The organism is Agrobacterium sp. 22-210-1, assembly GCF_053522525.1.
On record NZ_JBNWCI010000001.1, the window covers coordinates 1,981,407 to 2,007,208 of the forward strand.

A 25,802-nucleotide genomic window follows, 5' to 3' on the forward strand; every position below is an offset into this window, starting at 1 on the left:
CTCCGTATACGTGGTCCGGCCGGATATGGGCACTCTTCCGCGCCATCCATAGACAAGCGGGAGCGCTTCGCCAATGCCAAAGCGCAAACAGGAGAGATTAGCGGCGATTCGACACTGCCATTTCAGATTTCGTCATCCATATCGAGCGTTTCCGGGTCAAAGACCCGGCCGTCGAAAAAACAGTCCGGGCCGAGGACGAGGCCCGTGCGCGACGCGCCGACATGCACCGGTTCCCTGAGCGTGCCTTCGAGTTTCAGGTTGGCGCCCGGCACCGGCACGAAAAGCGGCTTCATCGCCTTACGGAAAATATCCGGCCGATAGCCGTTGCGCGCGGCCTCCACCACGGCCGCGTCGAATCGACATTCGGCGGGAACCTCGCCCCAACGCAACATCTGGCTGAAGAACCAAAGCGCCTGGCTCTGCCACGGAAAATTTGCGGCCTTGGCGCTGGTCACGAAAAACTCCGGATAACGCCGCATATCCCTCTGCGAGGTGGAGATATAGCCCGTCAGCGCCGGCAACAGGAATTCGCCGTTCTCGTCCATATAATGAGGGGCGGCGAGGATGCCCGTCAGTTCCTCGATATTGGCGGAATTGGCGCACCATTCGCCGGCGCGGTAGAGCGCACGCAACAGCCCTTCCAGCAGCGTGGCGTTCTCCTCAGCCCACTGCCGCTTCACAGACAGTATCTTTTCCGGCGCATTTTGCCAGATCAGCGCCCCGGTGGTGACGATCCGCCCGGCGCCGCCCAGCACCACGGCGCTGCCCGCCGGTTCGGCGGCACAGAGCGCATCGACCTTGCCGTTTTCCAGCAGGTCGGGCATGGCTTTCGGCAGGGCCTCGACAATTTCCATGTCCCGGCCGAGCAGCACACCGCAGCTTCCGAGCAGATAACGCAACATATAAAACGGCGTGGAAACGATATCCTCGACCGCAAAGACCGGCGGGTTTTTACCTGCCGCGCGGCGCGCCGCGCAGACGCGGGCCATGGCTCGCCCGAAGGCCGCAGGGTCCGGAAGCTTCAGACCTTCACGGTAAAGCTCGTCGTAAAATGCGTGCGAAACAGTGGTTGCCGATCCGCCCAGGGAAAGTGTGAAAACGCCGATAATATCGGCCGGCAGCTCATCGAGGCCGACTGCGGAACCGACCGGCACCGGAGCGGGCAGATGGGCGATGCGAACCTCATCCTCGGCAAGCGCAGTCAAAACAGCGCGTGCGGATTGTTTTCGGACGAGTTGCAGTTCTATGCCTTCATCGGCAGCAAAGCCTTTTTCGGCAGCGACTATCAGCACGGCGCAATCGACAGTCGGAGAAAATCCCGCTTTTACCTTATGCCGCTCCGGCAAACGATTTCTCCTTTCCGGTGATTCGAAAGAAGGATCGCCCAGGAAAGGCTTTATCACAATGATAAAATTACGATTTCGCTATTTTATCAAACCGACCCGCAGCGCCTTGGCCACGGCCTGGGTGCGGTTGACCGTGTCGAGTTTTTTCGTCGCGCGGTTGAGGTAATGATTGATCGTATGTTCCGACAACACCATGATTTCAGCGATTTCAGCGCTGGTCTTGCCGGCCGCCGTCCAATTCAGACAATCGATCTCCCGCTCGCTCAATTTTTCGGGAACCCGGAGATCGAGACGACGGATTTCCGATAGCCGGGCAAACACATGGCTTGAAATGTAAAACAGTTCCGCCAGCCGGCTTGCCGGCAAAATTGTCTTGTTGCCGGAGAACGACACCGCGCCCCTGGTTGTGGTGATGTCGTGAACGGGAAACCATATGGAGTTGATCATCTCAAATCGCTCGAAAAGGCCGATCACGTTTTTTTTGGCGATCTGTTCGTTGCCTCCGGCCAGGAAATCCGCGGAGACGGAAAAGGGCACCGTCGATTTTTTCAACTGCGCCATCACTTTGCTGTTCTGCAGCATGCCCTCTTCGTCGTAACGCTGCAGAAGCTCGGCTGGCCAGCTGGTGATGATGGTATATTGCGACAGCTCGCTCGCCATTTCGGATGACAGGTCAAGCACCATAAAGGCCCTGAACTCCCAGGCCTCCGTCAACCGTTTCAAGAACCGGAATATGTCGAATTGCGTGTTCAGACCGGCGATCTCGCGAACGCAATCAACACCAATCGCCTGAACGGCGGCCGTCTCTGTTTTCTGCATGAAAGCTGTTCTTCGAGAATGAGAAATACCGCCGCAAAGGCCACCTTTGCCCGGAAATTGCCGGGGATGTTACTCACCAAAATGATTCATGCAAACAAAAGTTGAAAACTTAATTCAGAATAGTCGAAAATAAGATTTAACTCGCGCAATTCGACGTCAAACCCGTCTCCCCGGTCGCGAAAATCGACGGGGCAGCGCCTGTTTTTCCTCAACCATCCGCAACCGGCGACAGTCGGCAGGCAAGCTCCGCTGAAATTTTATCAGCGGTTTCGCGCACCAGCGGCGCCCATTTGTAAAGCTGTTCCACATCCACCCGATAGGCGGGGCCGGTGACGGAAATCGCCGCATGGAAATTGCGTCCCGGCGCGTGGACCGGCGCAGCGGCGCAATGAATGCCGATCTCGTGTTCCTGAAGGTCAAAACCGTAACCTTGCACGCGAATGGTCGACACATCCCTTATCAGCGCTTCCGGCGTTGCGATCGTGTTTTCCGTAAAGCGTTGGAACTCCAGCCCGGCAGCCAGGTGTGCCAGAGCATCAGCAGGCAGCAGGGACAGCGCCGCCTTGCCAACACCCGTGCAATAGGCCGGCGAGGTCTTGCCGACCTGCGAATGCATGCGCAGGGTGTGCCTGCCCTCGATCTTGTCGAGATAGGTGACTTGCCCGCCGTTCAGAACGGCGAGATGTACAGATTCCTGCGTCATTTCCTGCAGAGCCGCCAGATGCGGGGCAGCGACACTGCGCAGATCATTGCCGCTCCAGGCTTTCGCCGCAAATTGCAACAACCTCAGGCCGACAGCATAGGTCTGGTCGGGGGCATGGTCGATCAAGCCTTCGGCAAGGAGGTGGGCGAGCTGGCGGTGGACCGTGCCGCGCGGCTGGCCGCAAGCCTCGACCACATCGGTAAAACGCATCGGTTTTTCCGCAAAGGCGATAAGTTCCAGAAGTGAGACCGCCTTTCCGAGCGTGCCGGTCTCACTTTGCGGTTTTCCTGCGCGACCGGGAACGGGGTCATGCTGTTGAGCATTGGGCGTTTTATTATCGGGCATGGCAACATCCACCGTCATCTGCCTTGACATAAGTGTGACGCCAAGAGAATAATTCCATTTAATAAAATCTAGTTCCATATATTGGAACAATCAAGCCCTCATGGATGAGACGATGTCGATGATGCAAGCCCAATTTCCCGACCTCAAGGATGCGGGCGTGCTCATTACCGGTGGCGGCTCCGGCATCGGGGCATCGCTGGTGGAAGCCTTCGCAATGCAGGGAGCGAAGGTCGCCTTCATCGACATCGCCGAGGAGCCGAGCGCCGCCCTCGTCCAGCGGCTCGCAGGAGTGGCTCCCCATCCGGTGCATTTTTTCAAGACAGACTTGAGCGACATTCCCGCCATCGGGCGGACGGTGGATGCGGCGGCCTCCGCCACCGGCGGCATCAAGGTGCTGGTCAACAATGCCGCGTGGGATGACCGCCACAACATAGACACCGTGACGGAAGCCTATTGGGACGCCAATCAGGCCGTCAATCTCAAGCAGATGTTCTTCACCGTTCAAGCCGCGCTGCCCTATCTCAGACAGGCGAAGAATGCATCCATCGTCAATTTTTCATCCATCTCATTTCTGCTGAACATGGGCGAACTGCCGTCCTATGCGGCGGCCAAGGCCGGCATTATCGGACTGACGAAGAGCCTTGCCGGCAGGCTGGGACCGGAGAATATCCGCGTCAACACGCTCCTGCCGGGCATGATCGTCACGGAGCGGCAGAAAGAGCTGTGGCTGACGGACGAGGGCATCACTGCCACCACGGCGCGGCAATGTCTCAAGCGCACGCTCATCGCCGCCGATCTCGCCGGGCCGAGCCTGTTTCTCGCATCCTCAGCATCAAGCGCCATCACGGCGCAATCCATAATCGTAGACGGAGGCCTCCTATAATGTCCGAACCCGCTTTTATCGCCGTCGACTGGGGCACGACCAGTTTCCGGCTCTGGCTTCTGAGCCGTTCCGGCGCGGTGCTGGCTGAGCGCAGAAGCGCGGAAGGCATGACCACCGCCGCGCGCACCGGTTTTGCCGAGGTGCTGCAATCGCATCTTGATGCCATGGGTGCACCTGACAATCTGCCGGTTCTCGTCTGCGGCATGGCGGGTGCGCGGCAGGGCTGGGTTGAGGCCGGTTATATCGACGTGCCGGCAGCGCTTTCAGCGGTTCTCGACGGCGCGGTTCGGGTACCAGGTCAGGCGCGGGATGTCCGGATTTTGCCGGGGCTGGCGCAGCGGGATAAAAATGCGCCCGACGTGATGCGCGGTGAAGAAACGCAATTGCTCGGTGCGCTCGCCTCCACTGATGCTGGCGAAAAGCTTGTCTGCATGCCGGGCACACATTCCAAATGGGTGACGGTCAAGGGCGGTGACGTGACCGGCTTTGCCACCTTCATGACCGGCGAACTGTTCGAGGTCATCTCCAAGCAGACGATCCTTTCCCATGCGGTGGCCGAAGCGGACGCTTTTACCGGCGAACACGAGGCCTTCAAGGCCGCCGTGCGCGACATCTACGCCAATCCCCAATTGGCGACCAACCGGCTGTTTACCCTGCGCTCGGGGCAATTGCTGCATGGTCTGACCGCGACCGATGCCAAGGCCAAGCTTTCCGGCATCATGATCGGGCTGGAAATTGCCGGCGCGCATGCCAATGCACGGCGGGACACACCGGTCGTGCTGATCGGCTCCGGCGCGCTCGGTGCGCTTTACGAAGGCGCCTTCACGGCCCTTGATATCCAATATACGGTCATCGATGCAGACGAGGCCGTGCGGCGCGGATTGCTGGCCGCCGCCAATACCATCTGGTCATAAAAGAAAGACCCACCATGCGTATCCCCTTCCCTGCCATGAAATATCCGCTGATCGCCATCCTGCGTGGTCTGAAACCCGAGGAAACCGAAGGCGTCGTCGGTGCATTGATCGAAACCGGCTTCCGTGCCATCGAAATCCCGCTTAATTCGCCCGATCCGTTCCGCTCGATCGAAATTGCCGCGAAGATGGCGCCTGCCGATTGCCTGATCGGTGCCGGCACGGTGCTGAGCGTAGAAGACGTGGAGGCACTGGATGCCGCCGGCGGCAAGCTGATGGTAAGCCCCAATGCCGATGCCGAGGTGATCATCGCCGCGCGCGTCAAGGGCATGGTAACGATGCCCGGCGTTCTCACGCCTACCGAAGCGCTGGTGGCTGCAAAGGCCGGTGCGACGGGGCTGAAATTCTTTCCCGCCAGCATCATCGGCCCGGCCGGCATAAATGCTATCAGGACGATCCTGCCGAAGGACCTCATCATTGTCGCAGTCGGTGGCGTTTCGGACAGGAATTTCGCCGAATATACCTCGGCCGGCATTACCGCTTTCGGGCTTGGAACCAGCCTCTACAAGCCGGGTATGACGGCGGCCGAGGTGCGCGAGCGTGCTACCGTCACACTTTCGGCCTATGACGCAGCCATCGGAGGATAAGAGCTTGGCGACTGTTTTTCCCTTTGCCGGACATGTGCTTGACGAAACGCCGATGATGCTTGGCGAAGGCCCGACCTTCGACCCTGCGACAGGCACCGCCTGGTGGTTCAACATCATCGAGCGCGAGTTGCACGAGCTGCATTTCGCTTCCGGCCGCAAGACGGTGTACGCACTGCCCTTCATGGGCAGCGCGCTGGCCAAGATCAGCGACCACAAGCAATTGATCGCCTCCGATGACGGGCTTTTCCTGCGCGACACGGCGACCGGCGTGCTGACATTGCATGCGGAGCTGGAAAAGGACTTGCCGGGCAACCGCTCCAATGACGGGCGCATGCACCCCTCCGGCGCGCTCTGGATCGGCACCATGGGCCGGAAGGCGGAGACAGGTGCCGGCAGCATCTATCACGTCGCCCGGGGAACCGTGACGAAACTGTTTGCCGAGATCAGCATCCCCAATTCAATCTGCTTCTCCCCCGATGGCGCGACGGGATATTACGTCGATACCAAGGTGAACAAGCTGATGCGGGTGTCGCTCGACGCGGAGACCGGCCTTCCCACTGGCAAGGCAGAGGTATTCATCGATTCCGCCGGGGTCGAAGGCGGCATCGACGGGTCGGTCTGCGATGCCGAAGGGCATATCTGGAATGCCCGCTGGGGTATTGGCGCGGTCGATCACTACGATACGGACGGCAATCACATCGCCCGATATGAGGTGCCGGCGGGACAGACAACCTGCCCGGCCTTCATCGGACCCGACGCGTCGCGCCTTCTCGTCACCTCCGCACGGGAAAATCTGGACGCGGGCGCCCTTGCCGCCAATCCGCAACATGGCCTGACCTTCGACCTCGGCATCGACGTCAAAGGCCGGTTCGAGCCGCTTTACCGGTTGTGAAGCGAGGCGCATGCCGCCCGCAACAAAACGCGGAGCGCCTTCTGGCAAGGGTTGTTCCCGAAACGACCTCCCTCATTCCTGTGCTTGTCACAGGAATCCAGTCAGCCCAAGTCCTTGGGCGGGAAGGAGTCGTTTCGCCGCGCAGACGCGCGTCGGCTGGATTCCTGTGACAAGCACAGGAATGAGGGCTGGTGAGTTCGACTCCGGTCTATGGTCACCCGGTTTTCAGGAAATATCCGACAATATCTCGCGATAATTCTCATGCAGATACCGCTGGGTTGCGGCGGCATCGGCGGGGCGGCCGTAGAAATAGCCCTGCCCCATGGCGCAGCCGAGCGCGCGCAGCTTTTCCTCTTCCACCCGCTCCTCGATGCCTTCGGCCACCACCTCAAGATCAAGTCCGTCACACATGGCGACGATGGCCTTGATGATGTGTTCCGAGGGGCGGTCGCTGCTGATGCGGGAAACGAAGGCGCGGTCGATCTTAACCTTGTCGAAGGTGAAATCGCGCAGGCGGCCAAGGCTGGACTGGCCGGTGCCGAAATCATCAAGCGAAATGCGAACGCCGGCACTCTGCAATTCGCTGATGATGCGTTGCGCGGTATCGGCTGACGTCATCACAGCCGTTTCGGTGATTTCAAGCTCCAGGCGGTGCGGATCGAGACCAACGCGGGCAAGGATCGAAAGAATATTATCCGCCGTGCTCGGGTCCATCAATTGCGCGGAAGACAGGTTGAAGGACAAAAACAGCTCACGCGGCCAGAACAGGGCGGCTTCCGCCGCCTTTCGCAGCAGGGCTTCCGACAGAGCGTCGATAAAACCCCGTTCTTCGGCAAGCGGCACGAAGACGGCGGGCGAAACAAAGCCGAGATCAGGGTCGTTCCAGCGGGCCAGCGCCTCGAAGCCGATGACCTTCGCCTCTTCCAGCCGGACGATGGGCTGGAAATGCACATCGATCGCATCGGTGATGATGGCGTTTCGCAAGGCCTGTTCCAGCTGGGTGGCGCGCTTCATTTCCTGCGCGATCTCACGCGAATAGACCGTTATCTGGCCACGTCCGCGCCGCTTGGAGCGATAAAGCGCCGTCTCGGCGCTTTTGAGCAGGTCCTCGAAGTCATCGCCGGCAAAGGGATAGATGGCAAAACCGAAGGAGGAGGAAAGCCGAACGTTACGATCACCGAGATCGTAAGGGGCCGAGAGCACGTCCTTGATCATGTTGCCGATGCGCTCCGCGCCGGTGCGTTCGAACACGAGCGGCAGCACGAAGGCGAATTCGTCGCCATCATGGCGCGTCACGACCGCGCCATCGGGAATGCAGGCCTTCAGGCGGTGCGCGACCTGACACAGGATTTCATCACCCGCCTGAACACCGAAAAGATCATTGATGGGTTTGAAGCCGTCTATATTGGCGATGCCGACCGTGAAGGGCGCGGGGTCGCTGGAGCGTTCGCTTGCGAGCATGCGGATCTTGTCCCGCAGACGGTAACGGTTGCCGAGCCCCGTCAGAGGGTCGCTGTAAGCCATCGCCTGCAGCTCGTTCTGGCTGACCTGCAACGATTGCGGTTCTGCCCGTTTCATTCCTGCATCTCGTTAATCCTGTGTGAACGCGCTCACAATGCAGGGCAAGTATTAAAAAAACCATAGAGCTGCGAACCAAAAATGCGGCGGCATTTTCGGAAAGTCTGCCGCTCGGGAAAAACGGCCGGGTCGGTGGGCGTTCAGGCCTGCAGCCGCATCGCATCCGCGCCGAAAACACGCAGAAAAACCGCCTCGACCATGTCAGGGCTGACGGGTTTCAGCAGCATGTCGTTCATTCCGGACGCCAGGCATTTGTCGAGATCGCCCTCGAAGGCGTGGGTGATGACCCCGACGATGGGAATGTTCTGGTCCCCCGCCAGTTCACGCATGCGGCGGGCGACCTCGAAACCGTCGATATCGGCGAGTGTCGTGTCGAGCAGGACGACGGAAGGCGCCTGCTCCGCAAAAAGCTGCAAGGCTTCCTCGCCCGAGGCGGCGAGCCGCCAGGAAAGCCCGAGACCTTCGAGTATCTGCGAAAAGACGATCTGGTTGACCCGGTTGTCCTCGACGAGAAGTATCTCGCAGACACCATCCGTCTTGAGGATCCTGGGCAGGTCTTCGGTCATGATTTCCCAGTCTTCCTCCGGCGATTTCTCGTTAGGAGACGATTTGAGACCGAGGGCGACGTGATGCAGCAGGGATGCGTCGATTTCCTCTTCCTCGATGGTGACGACTGGCAGGTCATGCGCAGCGGCTATATCGAGACATGTGACGCTCATCTGGGCATCGACGACGACGACATCGATGCCCACGCCGGCGGAGGTAGCGATATCGATGAATGCCTGCTGTTCTTCCTCGCTCGTCACCGCCGCATGATCCATGCCGCCCGCGGTCAACCGGCGGCCGGCGGATTCGGCAAAACGCCCGCTTTCGGAGACGACCAGCACCGCCTTGCTTTTCAGCAGGTCTTTAGCCGGTGCGTCCCCCTCGTCCTTTCCATAGGTGGAGGCGACGAAAGCGACATGTTCGAGCGAGGGGATGACGGGCCTGCCGCTCGCATCGATGGTGGCAAGCGCGGTGACATCCTCCATCGTCGTCACCAGAAAATGCCGCCCCGGGCGACCCACGCGCTGCTTGCGGGTAATCGTCAGCACTTCCTCGCCGTTTATGCGTCTCACTCTTTCGGGAATGAGGCTCGGCGTGCCGCTATCCATCACCGCGCGGTCAGCCGCATCGATCTGCGCGGCGACCTTGCGTGAATGCAGATCGAAAACCGTCTTGCCGAGAATGCTCTCCGCGCTGGTTTCAACCATGGTGCAGGCGGATTTGTTCACGGCCGCATAGGCCATGTTGCGGTCCTTGACCAAAACGGGGAATGGCAGATTGTCGAGGATGTCCTCGATCAGCTGCACCCGCTCAAGGTCGATGCGCCACTGTTCTTCCCTTTTTTTCTGTTCGGAAATATCGGCGACGACACTGATGCCGAGCCCGGAAGGCAGGCGGTTCATGACGAAACGCAGAAAGCGCTCGCCCTTCAGCCGTTCGGTCTTTTCCGATCTTTCCTTCCAGTGCAGCGCCAGCCGCTCGCCGATCCATTCGTCCCGCCCGAGCTGGCGGGCATTGGCGGCGAGATTTTCCGTCTCCAGCAGATAACAATCGTAAAGCGCGCTCAGATAGTCGCGCAGCCGCGCACCGGGGCCGACAACGGCCTCTTCCAGCGGGAAAAAATTCAACAGTTTCCGGCTTGCGAAAATAATGTGATCGTTACGGTCGTAAACGACGATCGCCGCGCCAAGCGCGTCGCAAAGGGCATCAAGCATCACCGTATGAACGCCCGCGCCAGAGGACGCCAAATCACTCAACTGCAAACTCCCGCCTGTTAATGGGTCAGGCTTATGTTTCTATTGGAATCGTTCAGGGCAGATGCCGGGATGAAACGACAAATTCCGAAAAAGAGACATCAGGGTTCGCCACTTGAAGCAGTCTTGAGGAGAAGATGACGTTCACCCATAATCGACGTCACACACCACCCGGAACGGGGGCCTCTTGCCTGCGGTCATTTCAAGCCGCCCCACCATAATCAAGGCCGATTAAAAGCGGATTAACGCTTAACCCGGCGTTGACGGAAATGATCAAATGCCCGGAAGTCCACAAAACATGTGCAAATTGCCGCAATTGGCGTTTTTTGCTTTCGAAGCCATGGCGAATCCGCGAAAATGACGATCATGGCCATCAAGCAGCTTTCAGAAACCCTCATCAACCAGATCGCCGCCGGCGAGGTCATCGAAAGACCGTCCAGCGCCACGAAGGAACTGGTGGAAAATGCCATCGACGCGGGCGCAACCCGGATCGAGATCGCCACGGCGGGCGGTGGCAAGGGGCTGGTGCGGATCACCGATAACGGTTCCGGCATGTCACCCGCCGATCTGGAGCTTGCGGTGAGGCGCCACTGCACGTCAAAAATTTCCACGACGCTGGATGACATCCGCACGCTTGGTTTTCGCGGCGAGGCGCTGCCCTCCATCGGTTCGGTCGCCAAGCTTTCGATCACCAGCCGCCAACAGGGCGCGGAACAGGGTTCGGTGATTTCGGTTACCGGCGGCAAGGTTTCGGACGTGCGCCCCGCCGCCGCGAATGCCGGCACCATCGTCGAGGTGCGCGACCTGTTCTTCGCCACGCCCGCGCGGCTGAAATTCCTGAAGACGGAACGGGCGGAGGCGGCCGCCATTACCGAGGTCGTCAAGCGGATGGCGATCGCCTTTCCGCATATCCGCTTCGTGCTGTCAGGCACCGACCGTTCGACGCTCGAAATCCCCTCGACCGGCGATGACCACCTTGCCCGCATGGCGCAAATCCTCGGCGCGGAATTCAAGGACAATGCCATCGAGATCGATGCCGGGCGCGAGGACGTGATGCTGACCGGTTTTGCCGGCGTGCCGACCTTCAACCGCGGCAACTCGGCGCATCAATATGTTTTCGTCAACGGCCGCCCGGTGCAGGACAAGCTGCTTTTATCCGCCATTCGCGGCGCCTATGCCGAAACCGTGCCGCATGGGCGATACCCGGTGGCGGTGCTGTCCATCACGCTCGATCCCGCTTTTGTGGATGTGAACGTGCATCCGGCGAAATCCGACGTGCGTTTCCGCGATCCCGGCCTCATTCGCGGGCTGATCGTCGGCGCGATCCGGCAGGCGCTGACGCGCGACGGTGACAGGGCGGCGACGACGGGCGCGAGTCAGATGATGAATGCCTTTCGTCCCGGATACAGCCCGTCCGGTCTGCGGCCTTCTCCCTCCGTGACATGGTCCGCCGCCACCTCGCCCTCACGGCCGCTCGCCGTTTCCGGCGGGTCACAGTTTGCGGAGGCGGTGCAATCGCGCTTTTCCGACATCACTATGCCGACGGCGCGGGTGGAACCACGGGAGGCTTACGAAGCCGCAGCAAATTCCTCGTTCGAACCGGTGCTTTACCCCCTCGGAGCCGCACGGGCGCAGCTGCATGAGAACTACATCATCGCACAGACGGAAAACGGCCTCGTCATCGTCGATCAACATGCCGCACATGAGCGGCTGGTGTTCGAGGAAATGCGCAATGCACTGCATTCCCGGCGTCCGCCGTCACAGGTTCTGCTGATCCCCGAGATCATCGATCTGCCCGAGGAAGACTGCGACCGGCTGATGGATCATGCCGCCGGTTTCGATGGGCTGGGCCTCGTCATCGAGCGTTTCGGGCCGGGAGCGGTTGCGGTTCGGGAAACACCGGCCATGCTCGGCGAGGTCAATGTGCAGGGGCTGGTGCGCCAGCTTGCCGACGAGATCGCCGAATGGGACGCCGCCTCCACGCTTGCCAACAAGCTGGAATATGTCGCGGCCACCATGGCCTGCCACGGCTCCGTGCGCTCCGGCCGGCGCATGCGGCCGGAGGAGATGAACGCGCTTCTGCGGCAGATGGAAAACACGCCGGGCTCAGGACAATGCAATCACGGCCGCCCGACCTATATCGAACTGAAACTTTCCGATATAGAACGGCTCTTCGGTCGAAGCTGACGTCTTCATCCAGCCGCAAGCGGCCGGGGCTGGCCTTGTGCCGCGCCGAACGATATAAATCCAGGACATTGGAGCATCCGGATTGTTCAGGAAAACGCTACGCCGTTTCGGACTGGGTGCCCTGACAGGACAGAGCAGGAGACGAAAACGGATGAACAGATTTGAGGGAGGCGGAAATCGTCTCGCCGTCATCGAATATCTCGACGGAGACTTCCGGATCGTGCAAACCGGCTCGCATGTCGTCTGCGCCATCACCGGAAAGACCATTCCGCTCGATGAATTACGTTACTGGAGCGTAGCGCGGCAGGAAGCCTATGTGGACGCGGCCGCTTCGCTTGAGGCCGAACGGAAGGCTGGTAGTTTGCCGGCATGAGCCGGAAACGGCGCGCTGAAACGTTTACGTGTGTTAAGCGGCTTTCTCGGGAGCAGTTGCAGAGGCGGCTGACACCCTCACTCGATGTCATCCTCGGCCTTGTGCCGAGGATCTGCTGATGCCTCATAAATCGATAGGTTGCAGATGCTCGGGACAGGCCCGAGCATGACGGAGGAGAGGTTTCCGGACCTTGCCGACAACCTCCACAATTACGACCGCGCATTTTCCCGCAGCAGGCGGGCGCGGCAATGCTGGATCGCGGCATCGATGATCGTTGAGGCCGCATTGGGGTCATCGAACACCATGTCGATCTCGATCACCTGGCTGTTCCACAGCAGTTCCTCTGCCCGACCGTGATGCCCATTGAGACGCACGGCGTCCTTGGCCGTCGTCACCAGCTGCAAGTTCTCCTTGCCCGCATCCTGCAGGAGATCAGCGACCTCGTCGTCGCTGAAGTGATGATGGTCCGGAAAGGAGCGCTGCTGCACGATGTCACCGCCAAGCGCCTCAACGGTTCGATAAAACTTGGCCGGATCGGCGATGCCGGCATAGGCCAGCACGCGCTTTCCCCTGAACTCCTGCGGTTCCTGCGGCGCAATCGCTGCAACGAAGACGGGTTTGGCGGCCTTTGCCGCCTGTCTCACCAGCGGATCGGCCGCATGGCCGTTGCCGACCTTCAAAAGGCCGCTCATCTGCCGCATCTGATCGGCCAGCGGCGCTCTCACAGGCCCACCCGGCACGAGGTGGCCATTGCCGATGCCACGCACCGTATCGATGACAACAAGCGCATAATCCAGCGTCAGGCGCGCGCTCTGGAAGCCATCATCCATGATGATGAGATCGACGCCCTCTTTCACCAGCCGATGCGCGCCCTCGACGCGCCTGCGCGAAATCACCGTCACCGCCTCACGCGCCAGCAGCAGCGGCTCATCGCCGACATCGGCGGAGCGGTGATGGTGCGGATCAACAAGGGTGGTGACATCAAGCGTGCCGCCATAACCGCGGCTGAGGAAACCGGGTTTCAGGCCTTTAGCGGTAGCAGCCCGGGCGATTGCCATCGCCGTCGGCGTCTTGCCCGCTCCGCCGACAGTGAAATTGCCGATGCAGATCACCGGGACGGATACGCTTGCCCGCTTTGCCGTCCGCATCCGCCGTCCGGCAACCTTGCCGTAGAGAAGCGAGAAAGGCGACAGGAGCCATGCCTGCCAGCCCGCTTTCTGCCACCAGAATGGCGGCGCTTCAGAAACCATCTATGCCCGCTCCCGGCCGCGTCGCCCACGGCATTCGTTCGGATGTTATACGTCAGGGGTTGTTTGCCAGAAAAAACCATAAATTGCAAAAAAGCTCTCCGTCATTCCGGCCTCGAGCCGGAATCCATCCGGCGCGCGTCTGCGCGGCGAGAAGAGTCTGTTTCAGCCCAAGGACTTGGGCTGGCTGGATTCCGGCTCGAGGCCGGAATGACGGAAGAGATGGGTGGTTCCTTCTTAAACAACCCGTTCCGGCAACAGCGCTTCCAGCGCGGTAATATCATCGAAACAATAATGCGCATCCGCACCAAGGCTTTCGCGTGAGCCGGTTCCCGTCAGAACGGCGATGCGTAAACCCGCACCCGCATTTTTCGCCATATGCAGATCGTGATTATTGTCGCCGACAACAGCCACACGTTCCGGCGGAAATCCGATTGCTTCGCAGAAACCGAGAACCATGCCGGGCTGCGGCTTGGTGCCGTAACCGCTGTCATAACCCGCGACGAAATCGACATCGCTCTCGAAACCGAAGCGGATTGCCGTCTGGCGGATGGAATTTTCATTGTCGCTGGAGGCGATGCCGAGCTTGTAGCCGCGTGCCTTCAGCCGTGCGAAAAACGCCTTGAGATCGGTGACGGGCACGGATTTATCCGCGGCTTCGGTGAAGAGCCGGTCGAGGCGCTGCGTCAGTTCGACAACATCGCAGGGCGAGCCGGCGGCAACCAGACCGGCGGCGATTTCCGCCGTATTTCCGGCGGCGAGCAGGCTGTCCGGCACCACGTGGCCGGTGATCGGGTCCATGCCGCAGGCGGCCAGCAGGCGGTCGGCAAGCGCCGCGTCACCTTTGGCCGCGATCGCCGCAAGTTCGCGGTTTACCGGTCCCCAGCTCGCGTCATAACCTAAAAGCGTACCGTCCTTGTCGAAAAGCACGGCGGCGATCGACTGCGCCGCATCAACTTCGATATCCGCTACCATGAACCGATGGCGCTCCGCGGTTGCAGCTTGGCCGAAACGGTAAGCGGGTTGATATAGGGTTCCAGCGCCTTGACGGTGGAGGACAACGCGCCGCGCATGTCCTGAATGACCCGGTTGCCGGCATCGATCATCTTGTAACGCTCATTGTCGTTGACCAGCAGATAGTGCACCGCCTTGGCCAGCATCTCCACATCACGGATGATACGACCGCCGCCGGCGCGGATCAGCTTCTGATAGGCCTCGCGGAAATTCTGCACATGCGCGCCCGATAATACGGCGCAGCCCAGCATGGCCGGCTCCAGCGGGTTCTGCCCGCCTTCCGCCGTCAGCGAACGGCCGACGAAGGCAAGTTCGGTCAGCCGCAGGTAAAGCCCCATTTCGCCGATGGAATCGCCGAGGAAAATATCGGTTTCCGGCGTGATCACGTCGTTGCGGCTACGGCGCGCCACCGTCAGTCCCATGCCCTTCAGCATGGCTTCCACGTCGTCGCCACGCTCGGGATGGCGCGGCACGATGATGGTCAGTTGCCCGTTGCGCGACTTGATCGCCGCATGCACGGTGGCGGCAGCCTTTTCTTCGCCGTCGAAGGTGGAGATCGCCGCCCATGTCTTGCGATTGCCGACCTGCTTGCGATAGGTCTCCAGCAGCGCCTCGTCACAGGGCGGCGGGTCGGTATCGCCCTTGAGGTTGCCTGAAATCACCACCGGCCAGGAGCCGAGATCGCGGAAGCGTTCGGCATCGAGATCGGATTGCGCAACCACCAGCGCCAGCTTGGAAAACAGCGATTCCGCAATATCGTGACGGCTTTTCCAGCGGTCGAAGGACCGGTCGGAGAGACGGGCATTGACCCGGATCTGCGGGATGTGCCGGCGCTCCAGCTCCATCATCGTCACCGGCCAGATTTCCGATTCAGCGGTGATGGCGGCATCCGGCGCCCAATAGGTGAGGAAGCGGTTGACCGCGATCTTGATATCGAGCGGCACATATTGGTGGATCACATCGTCACCAAGCCGCGTACGGGTCAGTTCGGCTGACGTGACGGTGCCGGTGGTCAGGAGCACGAAAATGTCGCGTTTGCGAATTTCGCGGATCAGCGGAATGAGGGCAAGCGTTTCGCCCACACTTGCGGCATGGAACCAGACGAGCGGCCCGCGCGGGCGCTCGGCGCTGGCATAACCGAAACGTTCGAAGCGGCGGCGCTTGTCTTCCTTGCCCTTTGCGGCCCGATAGGAAAGATAGGGTCGGGCAAAGGGATAGGCAGCGATACCGGCAATCCGGTAACCCGAAAGAGCGAAACGTGCGATACGGCTGCTCATGACATTCTGCCCTTGATCATTCCGCGCAAAGCCTGCCCCTGTTCTTGTTGTTGTCGCCGCCTACTTCTTCTTAAATTGCGTCATTTTTTATCATCGGAAACGAAAGCGCGATCACATTTTCTCGTGCCGGAACTCCCGGCCTGCGCTGAACGGCAGGAATCACGGAAAGCTCGCCTTCACCCAATAGTATTACAACGCAAGGGCAAAAGGACTCAATTTTTGTCGTCGGGATTGAGAAGACGGTGCATATGCACGATAAAATAACGCATATGGGCATTATCGACCGTCATCTGCGCCTTGGACTTCCATGCCGTGAGGGCAGAAGCATAGTCCGGATAGATGCCGACGATATCGAGCGCATTCAAATCCCGGAACTGAACATCCTGAAGGTTTTCAAGTTCGCCGCCGAAGACGAGGTGCAGCAGCTGTTTCGGTTTGCCGGATTCCGTCATGTCATTATCTCTTTCTTAAACGCTGAGAGAGGCCTTCATCTGCGGGATTTCCGGGCAAACGTCAACCGTCGGAAACGTGTGAAAACGCTTTCAAAAGTGCGGGCAGCGCATAATCTGCTGCGGCGCACAATGCGGGGTGGTTCACCTCACGGCGATTATACATCAGAGGTTTTCCATCGAGGCCGACAAGCTGCCCACCGGCTCTTTCCAGAATGAGGTCGGCAGCGGCCAGATCCCACTCATGGGAATTGGCCTTGACCAGCGTTCCGTCGATACGGCCATCCGCCACCATGGCCAGCCGGTAGGCGAGCGAAGGCACGTGCGGAATGCGCTTGACGCCGGCGCGCACCTCCTCCGGCAGATAAGCGATCACGTCTTCGGGGGCCGCCAGATGGAAGATGCCGGCATTTTCGCGCGCGACGGAAATGGCCTGCCCGTTCTTCAGCGCCTCGCCGCCTTCAAGCGCCGTGAATTCCTCGGCAAGCGCCGGAGCAACAAGGACCGCAACGACCGGCCGCCCCTCATGCACCACCGCGACGCTGACACACCAGGTATCCCGGCCGCCAATGAAGGCGCGGGTCCCGTCGATGGGATCAACGACGAAAACGGTGGAGCGGGAAAGCCTGTCGGCATCGTCATCCGTCTCTTCCGAAAGCCAGCCATAATCCGGCCGGGCGGAACGCAGGATGGTTTCGAGAATTTCGTTGGCGGCGTAGTCGGCGGCACTGACCGGCGAAAGCCCGCCATTCTTCCACCAGACCTCGGGGTCCTTGCGGAAGAAACCGAGAGCCGTCTCGCCAGCCTTGCGCGCGGCCTCTAGGACCAGCCGCAAATCGGAGGCCCAGCGGGCCTCAGCCATATCGTTCATTTTGCCGTCTTTTCCGCGCGCCTCAAACGGCGCGCCTGTTTTTCTCTTCGCACTTGCACATAAAGTGCCGGCGAAAACAACCCGCAGGCTGGTTACTTGCCTGCGATCGTCATGCCTTCTATCGCAAGCGTCGATGCGGCGACGCCATATTTGCGGTCGATATCATTGGCCGGCGTGACCCGCATGAACATGTCCTTCAGGTTCGAGGCGATGGTCACCTCGGAAACCGCAAAGGTCTTTTCGCCATTCTCGATCCAGAAACCGCTCGCGCCGCAGCTATATTCACCCGTTATCATGTTGGCACCGTGGCCAATCAGTTCGGTGACGTAAAAGCCTGACCCGACCTGTTTCAGCAAATCCTCCGGCGAAATATCACCCGGTTCCAGCGCCAGATTGGTGGAGGCCGGCGAAACAGAGGTGCCGCCGCGCACGCCGCGGCCGTTGGTTTCAAGGCCAAGCTCCCGCGCTGCCGATGTGGACAGGAACCAGTGTTTCAGCACGCCGTCCTCAATCATCGTCATCTTCTCGCCGCGCACGCCCTCGCCATCGAAGGGACGGGAGGACGGGCCGCGGACGATCTGCGGATCATCGGTCAGATAAAGACCCTTTTTCAGAACCTGCTGGCCCATCTTATCGCGCAGGAAGCTGGTCTTGCGGGCAACCGAGGCGCCGTTGATGGCGCCAGCGATGGCGCCGACGAAACCGCGAGCGATGCGGGGATCGAAAACCACCGTGATGTTGCTGCCGGTATCGACCTGACGGGGGCCGACGCGCCGCACGACTTTTTCACCGGCACGGCGGCCGATTTCTTCGGCGGCATCCAGGTCGGCATAATAAAGGCGGCTGTCGAAATCGTAGTCGCGCTCCATCTTGGTGCCTTCACCGGCGATGACGCTGACGGAGCGGCTGAAGCGGCTGCCCATATAGCTGCCGGAAAAACCGTGCGATGTGGCAAGGACGAGGCCGCCCATGCCGCTCGATGCGCCGGCGCCGGAGGAATTGCTGACACCCTTGACGGCAAGTGCTGCCTCTTCCGAAGCAAGGGCGGCCTCGCGCAGCTGATCGGACGAAACCTCGGTGGCGTCAAAAAGTTCGAGATCGTCATAGGAGTTCGCCAACCGTTCTTTGTCCGCAAGGCAGGCAAAGGGGTCTTCCGGCGAGACCTTCGCCATCGCCACCGCCCGCTCAGCCAGCGTCTTCAGATCAAAGCCCGGATTGGCCGAAACGCTTGCCACCCGGCGGCCGACGAAGACGCGCAGGGAAAAATCGTCGCTTTCCGACGATTCGGTGCTCTCCACCTTGCCAAGCCGCACACCGACCGATTGCGAGCGGGAGCGGACGACAACGGCATCCGCCTCATCCGCGCCGGCGGCACGGGCAAGATCGACAAGTTCGCTGGCGCGATCGAGAAGTTTGGAAGAATCTATTTCTGAGGACATGAGTTGGCCTTTCATTCCTGTTCCATTTATTGTGCCAGCAACCCCGCATCAAGGGCGAAACGCCGCTTTCTCCATTCGGACGGTATTGTCGCCACCCTATTCGAAAGTCCGCCCGCATGACCGAGCACGACGCTCTCTTTTCCGAACCCTTGCTGCTTCTGGCCGGAGCGGTCGTCGCGGCCTCGGTTTTCCGCAAGCTCGGGCTTGGCACCGTGCTCGGTTATCTGGTGGCCGGTATCATCATCGGGCCGTTCCTGCATCTCGTCACGGATGCGAAGGACATTTTCAATGTCTCGGAACTGGGCGTGGTTTTCCTGCTCTTCATCATCGGTCTGGAACTCAAGCCATCGCGCATCTGGCAGATGCGCCGCGATATTCTAGGTCTCGGGCTGGCGCAGGTGCTGGTGACCGGCAGCGTGCTGGCCGCGATTGCCTGGTGGGCGGGGCTGATCGACGCGCGCGGCAGCCTTGTCGCCGGTTTCGGCCTTGCGCTTTCCTCCACTGCCTTTGCGCTGCAAATTCTTGAAGACGACGGCGACATGAACACGCGGCACGGCAACCGCTCGTTTTCGATCCTGCTGTTTCAGGATCTCGCCATCGTACCGCTTCTTGCGCTCGTCACCATTCTTTCCAACCGGCCGGATGTGGCGTCGGATTCGATGGTCTACGACCTCGTCGCCTCGGTCGTTGCGGTGGCGGGCATGGTGCTGGCCGGACGCTTCCTGCTGACCCCGATGTTCCAGATCATCGCCCGCACGGGTGCACGCGAAGTCATGATCGCGGCGGCACTCTTCGTCGTCATCGGCGCTGCCGCCGTCATGGAGGCTGTCGGGCTTTCCATGGGCATGGGCGCGCTGCTGGCGGGACTGATGCTGTCGGAATCTTCCTACCGGCATGAGCTGGAAGCCGACATCGAACCGTTTCGCGGGCTGTTACTGGCGCTGTTCTTCATGGCTGTCGGCATGTCGCTGCATGTCAAAATCGTCTATGAGCACATCCTCCTCATCCTGATCGCCGTGCCGGCAATGATGGCGGTCAAGGCCGCACTGATCTACAGCCTTTGCCGCATTGCCGGCTCGTCGCGATATGCGTCGAGCCGTATCGCACTCCTTCTGGCGCAGGGCGGTGAATTCGGTTTCGTACTCTTCACCACGGCAGCCGCCTCCGGGCTGTTTCCACAGGCGACCGCCTCGATCCTCGTCGCCGTCGTCACGCTTTCCATGGCGCTGACGCCGCTTCTGGCGGTGATATCGCGCCGGTTGACGGCGGAGGATGCCGCCGAAGACACGCTGGACGAAGATTTCGACGGGGCTGGCGCGGATGTGCTGATGATCGGCTTTTCGCGCTTCGGCCAGATCGCCTCACAGATCCTTCTCGCAGGCGGACGTGACGTCACCGTCATCGACAGTTCCGCCGATCGCGTGCGTCAGGCCGCACGCTTCGGTTTCCGCATCTTTTTCGGCGACGGCACCCGCAAGGATGTGCTGATCGCCGCCGGCATCGAACGGGCCGATCTGGTGGCGGTCTGCACCCACAAGAAAGAAGTGACCGACCGCATCATCGACATGATCCAGTCGGAATTTCCAAGCGTGCGCATCTATGCCCGCTCTTATGATCGCGTGCATTCCCTCGATCTCAGGAAAAAGGGCGTGGAATACGAACTGCGCGAGACGCTGGAATCCGGCCTGCTATTCGGCCGGCGCATTCTGGAGGGGCTGGATATGGATGGCGAGCGGGCGCTGGCGATCTCCGACGATATTCGCGAACGTGACGAGGAGCGGCTGCAACTGCAGGCCGTGGAAGGCCTCGCCGCCGGCCGGCAGATGCTGCACAACAAGCCGGTGCGCGAGGTGAAACCGGAGCCGCTGATGAAGCCGAAGAACAAGGCGGAGAAGCGGGAGGAGGAAGAAGAGGATATGGAGGACAGCGAGACGGAAGTTTCGCTATAGGCGGCAAGGCGCGCGTTCGAACCAGGAGAGCGCCGCTTGTTTCTTCTCCCCGCCGGGGAGAAGTCCGCGGCAGCGGGATGAGGGGGCAAGGGTCGTGAGATACGGGGACGTTGCCCCCTCATCCGACCCTTCGGGCCACCTTCTCCCCCTCGGGGAGAAGAAATCAGTGGCACCCGCTCGTTTCTGGCAAATACTTGGCGAGTAACCCTCAGGCCTCCACGCCCTGCCCGCGATGAAACAGCTCCACCTGCATCTCTATCTGCCGTTTCAGATCGTCCTTGATGCTGGCGGAGGCGTTCAGCACCTCTTCGGACTTCAGGAAATCCAGCACGCCGAAGCGGTGCACCGGCGGACGCAGGAAGATGTGTGGCGGGCGTAATCTGAGTTTCAGGGCAATCGCTGCCTGCATCATCAGCTGGCTGGCGCCGAACAGGCTGTCCAGACGGTTCGGCATGGTGGTGCCGTCACCTTCCGGGCCGCCGACCACATCGACGCCGATGACGATATCGGCATGATCCAGCAGATGTTCGTAAGGAACGGGATTAAAAATGCCGCCATCGATCATGATGCGGCCATCGATACGCACCGGCATGAACAGCGCCGGAATGGCAGCGGACGCCGCCAGCGCCTGAATGATCTCGCCGCTTTCCACCACCACTTCGGTCTGGGCGTAATAATCTGTCGTTATTACCTTCAGCGGGATCGCAAGCTCCGAAAAATCCTTCGGCAGCGCCTGCGGCATCAGGGCGTGCAGGATGAGTTCGAGATTGAACTGCCCGAGGCGAAAACCATCGACCGCATGGCGCATGGATGCGGGCCCAAGGCTCCAGAGCCGGTTTGCCACCGAGCCCTTCCGCCCCATGAGCTCAAGAGTGTATTCGCGGATTTCCCGGCCGCTCATGCCGGCCGCCATGCCCGCGCCGATGATGGAGCCGATTGAGGAGCCGGACAACGCCACCGGCCGAATGCCGAGTTCGTCGAAGGCCTCGACGACGTTGATGTGGCAGATGCCGCGCGCGCCACCACCCCCGAGCGCCAGTCCGAATGTCGGCTCATGGCCGCCCGCGCCGTCGCCTTCGAGGACATCTTCCCCGGCACGCACGATCGTGACACTCTCGTTTACACCCTGGTCCATGCGAATACCCAAATTCTTTCCGCAGAAAAAATCCTGCCTATTGCGCAAACAAGACAAGACCGTGGCGTGACGGGAAGGTGTTCCCGTCAGGGCTCATAGCGGTAGAAATGCATTTTCGTGTCGCCGAAGATACGGCTTTCGAGCGGTTTGAACGCCGCATCGACGGTTACCGCAACATCGCCGCGCTCCTCCAGAATGGCAAGCGCGCCGGGCGTCAGCCAGCCGCCGCCATGGGCTGCGGCAAAAGCCTTTTCGCCATGGCCCTGCCCATAGGGCGGATCGGCGAAGAGAAGATCGAAGGGCTCGATATTGTTGACACCGCCCAGCTTGGTGGCGTCACGCCGCAGGATGCGGGCACGGCCGTGCAGCCCCAGCGCATCGATATTTTCCCAGAGCAGCCCCCTGCCCTCGACGCCATTTTCGACGAAGAGCGCCACACGACAGCCGCGCGAGAGGGCTTCCAGCCCCACCGCCCCGGTTCCGGCGAAAACATCCAGAACGCGCGTACCGTCAAGACTTTCCGGATAGGCATGGCTCAGAATGTTGAAGAGGCTTTCCCGCGTCCTGTCGATAGTTGGACGAATGGAATTTGTTTTCGGCGCGGCCAGATTCCGGCCGCGGAACTCACCGCCTACGATCCGCATTACGTGTCATTCCCCTGCCACCAGAAGGTTTGCCACCCGGGCCTTTGCCACCCGGCTTGCCGCCGCCGGGGCTATTGCCACCGGGGCCTTTACCTTTACCCGAAAAACCCGAACGTTCGCCACGCTCGCCCGATTTGCCAAAGGACGGCTTGCCTGATGCGGGCCTGCCGCCCGGCTTTCCAGCCGGCTTGCCGCCACGCGGTTTGTCGCCGAAAGGCCGCTCGCCGCGTGGACGATCCCCCTCTTCGCGGGGCTTGTCACGGAACGGCCGTTCGCTGAATGGCTTTTCACCACGCGCGGTACGATCGCCAAAACTCTTCTCGCCACGCGGACGGTCGCTGCGCGGGCGATCACCATCTTCGCGAGGCCGGTCACGGAACGGACGGTCACCGAAGGGTTTGTCGCCGCGCGCGGGACGATCCCCGAAGCTCTTTGCGCCGCTGCGTGCCGGGCGCTCGCCACGCGGGCGGTCGCCGTCTTCGCGCGGGCGATCCCTGAAAGGCCTGTCGCCAAACGATTTGCTGCCAGAGGGCCGGTCGCCAAAAGATTTGCCGCCGCGTCCACCGCGATCGCCAAAGCTCTTTTCACCGCGCGCCGGGCGCTCGCCGCGGCCGTGGCCACGATCATCCTCGCGGGCGGGTTCGGAGCGGATCCATTCACCCTCTTCATCGGCATGGCGCACGACGCTGCGGCGCGCCTCTTCCTGAGCGGAAGGCTTCTTGAACAGGTTTTCGGCCTCAGCGCGGGCGGACGACTTGCGCTCCTTGCCGTCACGCGTCGGCTTTGCGCCGGGCGCCATCCAGACATTGGCCGTCCGGTTCGTGCCCGCCGGCTGGCGGGGGCTGCGCCGCTCTTCGCCATCATCCTCGCTGCGGCCCTTGCCACCGAATTTCCCGGCGGGCTTTGCGCCGAACTTGCCCGCAGGCTTGTCGCCACGTTTGGTGTCCAGACGTCCGAGCGCCTTTTCGCGGCGGTCTTCCGGCTTTCCGGCTGCCTTGTCGAAACGCGGCCTGCCTTCCGGCGCGTCGCTCTTTGCCCATTCGGACTTGGCGCGGTTGGCCGGAGCTTCGTCCTCGTCATCGACGGATGTATTGTAGATCGGCGCGTCGAAATTGGCGCCGGCCTCTTCGATCAGGCGCGGGCCAAGCTGATCGCGCAGCATGCGGCCGCGCACTTCAAGCACCTTGCCCTCGGGCAGATCGCCAAGCTGGAACGGACCATAGGAGATACGGATCAGGCGGTTGACCTCGAGACCAAGCGCGCCGAGCACGTTCTTGATTTCGCGATTCTTGCCTTCGCGCAGACCCATGGTGATCCAGACATTATGGCCCTGGGTACGGTCGAGCGTCGCGTCGATCGCGCCGTAAAGCACACCGTCGACGGCGATGCCGTCCTTCAGCTTGTCGAGTGCGGCCTGATCGACCTCACCATGGGCGCGCACGCGGTAACGGCGCAGCCAGCCGGTGGTCGGCAATTCAAGCACCCGGGAAAGGCCGCCGTCATTGGTCAGCAGCAGCAGGCCTTCGGTGTTGATATCGAGACGGCCGATGGAGAGCACACGCGGCAATTCACCCGGCAGATTGTCGAAAACAGTCGGGCGACCTTCCGGGTCGGAGTTGGTCGTCACCAGGCCCGCGGGCTTGTGGTAAAGCCACAGGCGCGTGCGCTCGGCGCCGCGAATCGGCATGCCGTCCACTTCGATCTTGTCGGAAAGCGTGGCGTTGACCACCGGGCTATCCAGCTTGACGCCGTTCAGCGAGACCCGGCCTTCCATGATCATGCGCTCGACATCGCGGCGCGAAGCGACGCCAGCGCGCGCCATGATCTTGGAAATACGCTCGGGCTTGGTGCCGATGACGGCTTCTTGTGCCGGCGCCGCCTTGGCTTCCACCGGTTTCTTTTCGCGTTCTGCAGCGGGTTTGCCGGGGCCTTTCGGCTTGTTGTCGCGGCTAAATGTCTTGCCGCCGTCACGCTTCGGCTTGTCTTTAAAAGTCATTTGCTGTTTGCCTGTTGTTTGGGCTGTCCTATCAGGTCCAAGCACAAGGGTTAAGAGGAAATTGAAACGCAATGGCCGAAAGGACGCATTTCATGGAGCTGGCGCTTTCGGAAGCCCGTGCCGCGGCTGAGCGGCAGGAGGTTCCGATCGGCGCCGTGCTGGTTCTGGACGGTCGGGTCATTGCCAGTTCCGGCAATCGCACCCGTGAACTGAACGATGTGACGGCGCACGCCGAAATCGCCGTGATCCGCATGGCATGCGAGGCGCTGGAACAGGAACGCCTGCCCGGTGCCGATCTTTACGTAACGCTGGAGCCCTGCACCATGTGCGCGGCGGCGATCTCATTTGCTCGCATTCGCCGTCTCTATTACGGCGCGCAGGACCCGAAGGGTGGCGCGGTGGAGAGTGGCGTGCGCTTCTTCAGCCAGCCGACATGCCACCATGCGCCGGATGTCTATTCGGGACTGGCGGAAAGCGAAAGTGCTGAAATTCTGCGGCAGTTCTTTCGCGACAAACGTCTCGAGGATTGAGCGGCAAGCGGGAGAGACGAAGCTTCCCGCCGGCCATCAGCCATTTTTACAGGCCAGTTGTTACTGGAAAGGGTTCCACCAGCTCTTGCCGGTGTTTGCCACGGCCGCTTCTTTCTTGCGGCGCTTTTCCTTCTTCTGTTCCGGCTCGCCAAGATCGGTCAGCTGATCCTGCGGAACGCTGCGATATTCAGCCGGCGGGTCGGTGAGGAACCGGCGCTGGGCGTTGACGACAGAGCCGCCCTGAGCATCGGCCTTGGCCTTGCGGAAGGCTTCCCACTTCTGGCTTTCGGTCATCTGGCCAGCCGTGCCGTTGCCGGCAAGCAGCGGCGAGCGGTAATGCGGGTTGTTCTTGTTGGCATCCGCCTCGTCGCGCAGGCGTTCACGGGTTTCTTCCGGCGATTCGACCCATTGCGGGTTGGATTCGCGGTTCGCCATGTTCTGCTGCGGCGCGGCCAGCTGTTCGGCGCGGGACTGGGCCGGAACGACGAGGCCGGGGCGCGGGCCGTATTTCAGGTTGCGCTTGGTCTGGTCGCCGGTGATCGAGGTCGCGTTGCCGAGATCGTCGACCAGCTGTTCCGCCGCCGTCTTGCCTGTACCATAGGTCGGGCTGGTGCAGGCGCCGAGCAACACGCCTATAGCGGTGATGCCAACAACCGTGCGAAACATGCCCAAACCCTGCGCATTACCCTGCATCATATTCATTGAACCCTTCCAGCCGTCCGTCCCACTTTGCCAGACATCGTCTTTCGGCAGGCAGCAGCCCGCATT

23 protein-coding genes are annotated in these 25,802 nt (G+C 61.0%); 8 read left to right on the plus strand and 15 right to left on the minus strand.

Features of this window, described 5'->3' with window-relative positions; translation table 11 throughout:
• Nucleotides 1-122: 122 nt before the first annotated feature.
• The 3 genes from ACQZ5F_RS10030 to ACQZ5F_RS10040 form a co-directional block, all read right to left on the minus strand.
• Entirely contained in the window at nt 123-1,346 is a 1,224-nt protein-coding gene (locus ACQZ5F_RS10030; protein ID WP_309581356.1) for a CmpA/NrtA family ABC transporter substrate-binding protein, read from the minus strand.
• 78 nt (nt 1,347-1,424) lie between these two features.
• Complete coding sequence (locus ACQZ5F_RS10035) at nt 1,425-2,165, minus strand: helix-turn-helix transcriptional regulator (RefSeq protein ID WP_309581355.1); 741 nt, start codon at nt 2,163-2,165, stop codon at nt 1,425-1,427.
• Nucleotides 2,166-2,373: 208 nt separating this feature from the next.
• A complete protein-coding gene (locus ACQZ5F_RS10040) occupies nt 2,374-3,243 on the minus strand; it encodes an IclR family transcriptional regulator (protein ID WP_309581354.1) in 870 nt (289 codons plus the stop codon).
• 70 nt (nt 3,244-3,313) lie between these two features.
• Here ACQZ5F_RS10040 and ACQZ5F_RS10045 point away from each other — a divergent pair, with 70 nt between their 5' ends.
• From ACQZ5F_RS10045 to ACQZ5F_RS10060, 4 genes are read left to right on the plus strand one after another with little or no spacing between them, the layout of a single operon-like run.
• Nucleotides 3,314-4,096 carry an SDR family NAD(P)-dependent oxidoreductase gene (locus ACQZ5F_RS10045; protein ID WP_309581353.1) on the plus strand — a complete coding sequence of 261 codons (783 nt, stop codon included), beginning with the start codon at nt 3,314-3,316 and terminating at the stop codon, nt 4,094-4,096.
• On the plus strand, nt 4,096-5,010 hold the full coding sequence (locus ACQZ5F_RS10050) for a 2-dehydro-3-deoxygalactonokinase (protein WP_309581352.1): 915 nt from the start codon (nt 4,096-4,098) through the stop codon (nt 5,008-5,010). Before ACQZ5F_RS10045 ends, ACQZ5F_RS10050 begins: the two co-directional genes overlap by 1 nt.
• A 14-nt stretch (nt 5,011-5,024) precedes the next feature.
• Entirely contained in the window at nt 5,025-5,654 is a 630-nt protein-coding gene (locus ACQZ5F_RS10055; RefSeq protein ID WP_448730480.1) for a 2-dehydro-3-deoxy-6-phosphogalactonate aldolase, read from the plus strand.
• 4 nt (nt 5,655-5,658) lie between these two features.
• Entirely contained in the window at nt 5,659-6,546 is an 888-nt protein-coding gene (locus tag ACQZ5F_RS10060; protein ID WP_309581351.1) for an SMP-30/gluconolactonase/LRE family protein, read from the plus strand.
• 225 nt (nt 6,547-6,771) lie between these two features.
• On the opposite strand, the gene ACQZ5F_RS10065 is transcribed toward ACQZ5F_RS10060, so the two are convergent.
• Nucleotides 6,772-8,124, minus strand: a complete 1,353-nt coding sequence (locus ACQZ5F_RS10065) for a putative bifunctional diguanylate cyclase/phosphodiesterase (protein ID WP_046800701.1) — start codon at nt 8,122-8,124, stop codon at nt 6,772-6,774.
• Between the two features lie 140 nt (nt 8,125-8,264).
• Nucleotides 8,265-9,884, minus strand: a complete 1,620-nt coding sequence (locus ACQZ5F_RS10070) for a response regulator (RefSeq protein WP_349506710.1) — start codon at nt 9,882-9,884, stop codon at nt 8,265-8,267.
• A gap of 405 nt (nt 9,885-10,289) precedes the next feature.
• Here ACQZ5F_RS10070 and mutL point away from each other — a divergent pair, with 405 nt between their 5' ends.
• Both mutL and ACQZ5F_RS10080 read left to right on the plus strand, forming a co-directional pair.
• On the plus strand, nt 10,290-12,110 hold the full coding sequence (mutL, locus tag ACQZ5F_RS10075; protein ID WP_448730575.1) for a DNA mismatch repair endonuclease MutL: 1,821 nt from the start codon (nt 10,290-10,292) through the stop codon (nt 12,108-12,110).
• 151 nt (nt 12,111-12,261) lie between these two features.
• Entirely contained in the window at nt 12,262-12,483 is a 222-nt protein-coding gene (locus ACQZ5F_RS10080; RefSeq protein WP_046800699.1) for a DUF2093 domain-containing protein, read from the plus strand.
• 209 nt (nt 12,484-12,692) lie between these two features.
• On the opposite strand, the gene lpxK is transcribed toward ACQZ5F_RS10080, so the two are convergent.
• From lpxK to ACQZ5F_RS10110, 6 genes are all read right to left on the minus strand, one after another.
• Entirely contained in the window at nt 12,693-13,733 is a 1,041-nt protein-coding gene (lpxK, locus tag ACQZ5F_RS10085) for a tetraacyldisaccharide 4'-kinase (RefSeq protein ID WP_225339426.1), read from the minus strand.
• A 234-nt stretch (nt 13,734-13,967) separates the two neighbouring features.
• On the minus strand, nt 13,968-14,705 hold the full coding sequence (locus tag ACQZ5F_RS10090) for an HAD family hydrolase (protein ID WP_225339427.1): 738 nt from the start codon (nt 14,703-14,705) through the stop codon (nt 13,968-13,970).
• Entirely contained in the window at nt 14,699-16,021 is a 1,323-nt protein-coding gene (waaA, locus tag ACQZ5F_RS10095) for a lipid IV(A) 3-deoxy-D-manno-octulosonic acid transferase (RefSeq protein ID WP_225339428.1), read from the minus strand. Before waaA ends, ACQZ5F_RS10090 begins: the two co-directional genes overlap by 7 nt.
• A 212-nt stretch (nt 16,022-16,233) precedes the next feature.
• Complete coding sequence (locus ACQZ5F_RS10100; protein ID WP_046800695.1) at nt 16,234-16,473, minus strand: DUF4170 domain-containing protein; 240 nt, start codon at nt 16,471-16,473, stop codon at nt 16,234-16,236.
• 61 nt (nt 16,474-16,534) lie between these two features.
• Complete coding sequence (locus ACQZ5F_RS10105; RefSeq protein ID WP_046800694.1) at nt 16,535-17,341, minus strand: 3'(2'),5'-bisphosphate nucleotidase CysQ; 807 nt, start codon at nt 17,339-17,341, stop codon at nt 16,535-16,537.
• A gap of 92 nt (nt 17,342-17,433) precedes the next feature.
• Nucleotides 17,434-18,780 carry a TldD/PmbA family protein gene (locus ACQZ5F_RS10110; protein WP_225245372.1) on the minus strand — a complete coding sequence of 449 codons (1,347 nt, stop codon included), beginning with the start codon at nt 18,778-18,780 and terminating at the stop codon, nt 17,434-17,436.
• A gap of 116 nt (nt 18,781-18,896) precedes the next feature.
• Between ACQZ5F_RS10110 and ACQZ5F_RS10115 the strand changes: the two genes are divergently transcribed.
• The gene (locus ACQZ5F_RS10115; RefSeq protein ID WP_225339429.1) at nt 18,897-20,729 is read left to right on the plus strand and encodes a monovalent cation:proton antiporter-2 (CPA2) family protein; all 1,833 of its coding nucleotides are present in this window, start codon (nt 18,897-18,899) and stop codon (nt 20,727-20,729) included.
• A 208-nt stretch (nt 20,730-20,937) separates the two neighbouring features.
• On the opposite strand, the gene ACQZ5F_RS10120 is transcribed toward ACQZ5F_RS10115, so the two are convergent.
• The 3 genes from ACQZ5F_RS10120 to ACQZ5F_RS10130 all read right to left on the minus strand — a co-directional run bounded on the left by ACQZ5F_RS10120 (nt 20,938) and on the right by ACQZ5F_RS10130 (nt 24,504).
• Entirely contained in the window at nt 20,938-21,864 is a 927-nt protein-coding gene (locus tag ACQZ5F_RS10120; RefSeq protein WP_046800692.1) for a patatin-like phospholipase family protein, read from the minus strand.
• Between the two features lie 86 nt (nt 21,865-21,950).
• Nucleotides 21,951-22,508 (minus strand): 16S rRNA (guanine(966)-N(2))-methyltransferase RsmD, encoded by a 558-nt coding sequence (gene rsmD, locus ACQZ5F_RS10125; protein WP_046800691.1) that lies wholly within the window; start codon nt 22,506-22,508, stop codon nt 21,951-21,953.
• Nucleotides 22,489-24,504: a pseudouridine synthase gene (locus ACQZ5F_RS10130; protein ID WP_225339430.1), complete on the minus strand. Its 2,016-nt coding sequence runs from the start codon at nt 24,502-24,504 to the stop codon at nt 22,489-22,491. The genes rsmD and ACQZ5F_RS10130 overlap by 20 nt, the downstream gene beginning before the upstream one ends.
• Nucleotides 24,505-24,575: 71 nt before the next feature.
• On the opposite strand from ACQZ5F_RS10130, the gene ACQZ5F_RS10135 reads away from it, so the two are divergent.
• On the plus strand, nt 24,576-25,034 hold the full coding sequence (locus ACQZ5F_RS10135) for a nucleoside deaminase (RefSeq protein WP_046800689.1): 459 nt from the start codon (nt 24,576-24,578) through the stop codon (nt 25,032-25,034).
• A 60-nt stretch (nt 25,035-25,094) separates the two neighbouring features.
• Here the strand turns inward: ACQZ5F_RS10135 and ACQZ5F_RS10140 are convergent, their stop codons facing one another.
• Complete coding sequence (locus ACQZ5F_RS10140; RefSeq protein ID WP_046800748.1) at nt 25,095-25,736, minus strand: hypothetical protein; 642 nt, start codon at nt 25,734-25,736, stop codon at nt 25,095-25,097.
• Between the last annotated feature and the right edge of the window lie 66 nt (nt 25,737-25,802).

Coding starts and splice junctions, on each gene's coding strand:
- ACQZ5F_RS10035 (WP_309581355.1), bottom strand. CDS start 2,165: ATGCAGAAAACAGAGACGGCCGCCGTTCAGGCGATTGGTGTTGATTGC.
- ACQZ5F_RS10040 (WP_309581354.1), bottom strand. CDS start 3,243: ATGTCAAGGCAGATGACGGTGGATGTTGCCATGCCCGATAATAAAACG.
- ACQZ5F_RS10045 (WP_309581353.1), top strand. CDS start 3,314: ATGGATGAGACGATGTCGATGATGCAAGCCCAATTTCCCGACCTCAAG.
- ACQZ5F_RS10050 (WP_309581352.1), top strand. CDS start 4,096: ATGTCCGAACCCGCTTTTATCGCCGTCGACTGGGGCACGACCAGTTTC.
- ACQZ5F_RS10055 (WP_448730480.1), top strand. CDS start 5,025: ATGCGTATCCCCTTCCCTGCCATGAAATATCCGCTGATCGCCATCCTG.
- ACQZ5F_RS10065 (WP_046800701.1), bottom strand. CDS start 8,124: ATGAAACGGGCAGAACCGCAATCGTTGCAGGTCAGCCAGAACGAGCTG.
- ACQZ5F_RS10070 (WP_349506710.1), bottom strand. CDS start 9,884: ATGCTTGATGCCCTTTGCGACGCGCTTGGCGCGGCGATCGTCGTTTAC.
- mutL (WP_448730575.1), top strand. CDS start 10,290: ATGGCCATCAAGCAGCTTTCAGAAACCCTCATCAACCAGATCGCCGCC.
- ACQZ5F_RS10080 (WP_046800699.1), top strand. CDS start 12,262: ATGAACAGATTTGAGGGAGGCGGAAATCGTCTCGCCGTCATCGAATAT.
- lpxK (WP_225339426.1), bottom strand. CDS start 13,733: ATGGTTTCTGAAGCGCCGCCATTCTGGTGGCAGAAAGCGGGCTGGCAG.
- ACQZ5F_RS10090 (WP_225339427.1), bottom strand. CDS start 14,705: ATGGTAGCGGATATCGAAGTTGATGCGGCGCAGTCGATCGCCGCCGTG.
- waaA (WP_225339428.1), bottom strand. CDS start 16,021: ATGAGCAGCCGTATCGCACGTTTCGCTCTTTCGGGTTACCGGATTGCC.
- ACQZ5F_RS10100 (WP_046800695.1), bottom strand. CDS start 16,473: ATGACGGAATCCGGCAAACCGAAACAGCTGCTGCACCTCGTCTTCGGC.
- ACQZ5F_RS10105 (WP_046800694.1), bottom strand. CDS start 17,341: ATGAACGATATGGCTGAGGCCCGCTGGGCCTCCGATTTGCGGCTGGTC.
- ACQZ5F_RS10110 (WP_225245372.1), bottom strand. CDS start 18,780: ATGTCCTCAGAAATAGATTCTTCCAAACTTCTCGATCGCGCCAGCGAA.
- ACQZ5F_RS10115 (WP_225339429.1), top strand. CDS start 18,897: ATGACCGAGCACGACGCTCTCTTTTCCGAACCCTTGCTGCTTCTGGCC.
- ACQZ5F_RS10120 (WP_046800692.1), bottom strand. CDS start 21,864: ATGGACCAGGGTGTAAACGAGAGTGTCACGATCGTGCGTGCCGGGGAA.
- rsmD (WP_046800691.1), bottom strand. CDS start 22,508: ATGCGGATCGTAGGCGGTGAGTTCCGCGGCCGGAATCTGGCCGCGCCG.
- ACQZ5F_RS10130 (WP_225339430.1), bottom strand. CDS start 24,504: ATGACTTTTAAAGACAAGCCGAAGCGTGACGGCGGCAAGACATTTAGC.
- ACQZ5F_RS10135 (WP_046800689.1), top strand. CDS start 24,576: ATGGCCGAAAGGACGCATTTCATGGAGCTGGCGCTTTCGGAAGCCCGT.
- ACQZ5F_RS10140 (WP_046800748.1), bottom strand. CDS start 25,736: ATGAATATGATGCAGGGTAATGCGCAGGGTTTGGGCATGTTTCGCACG.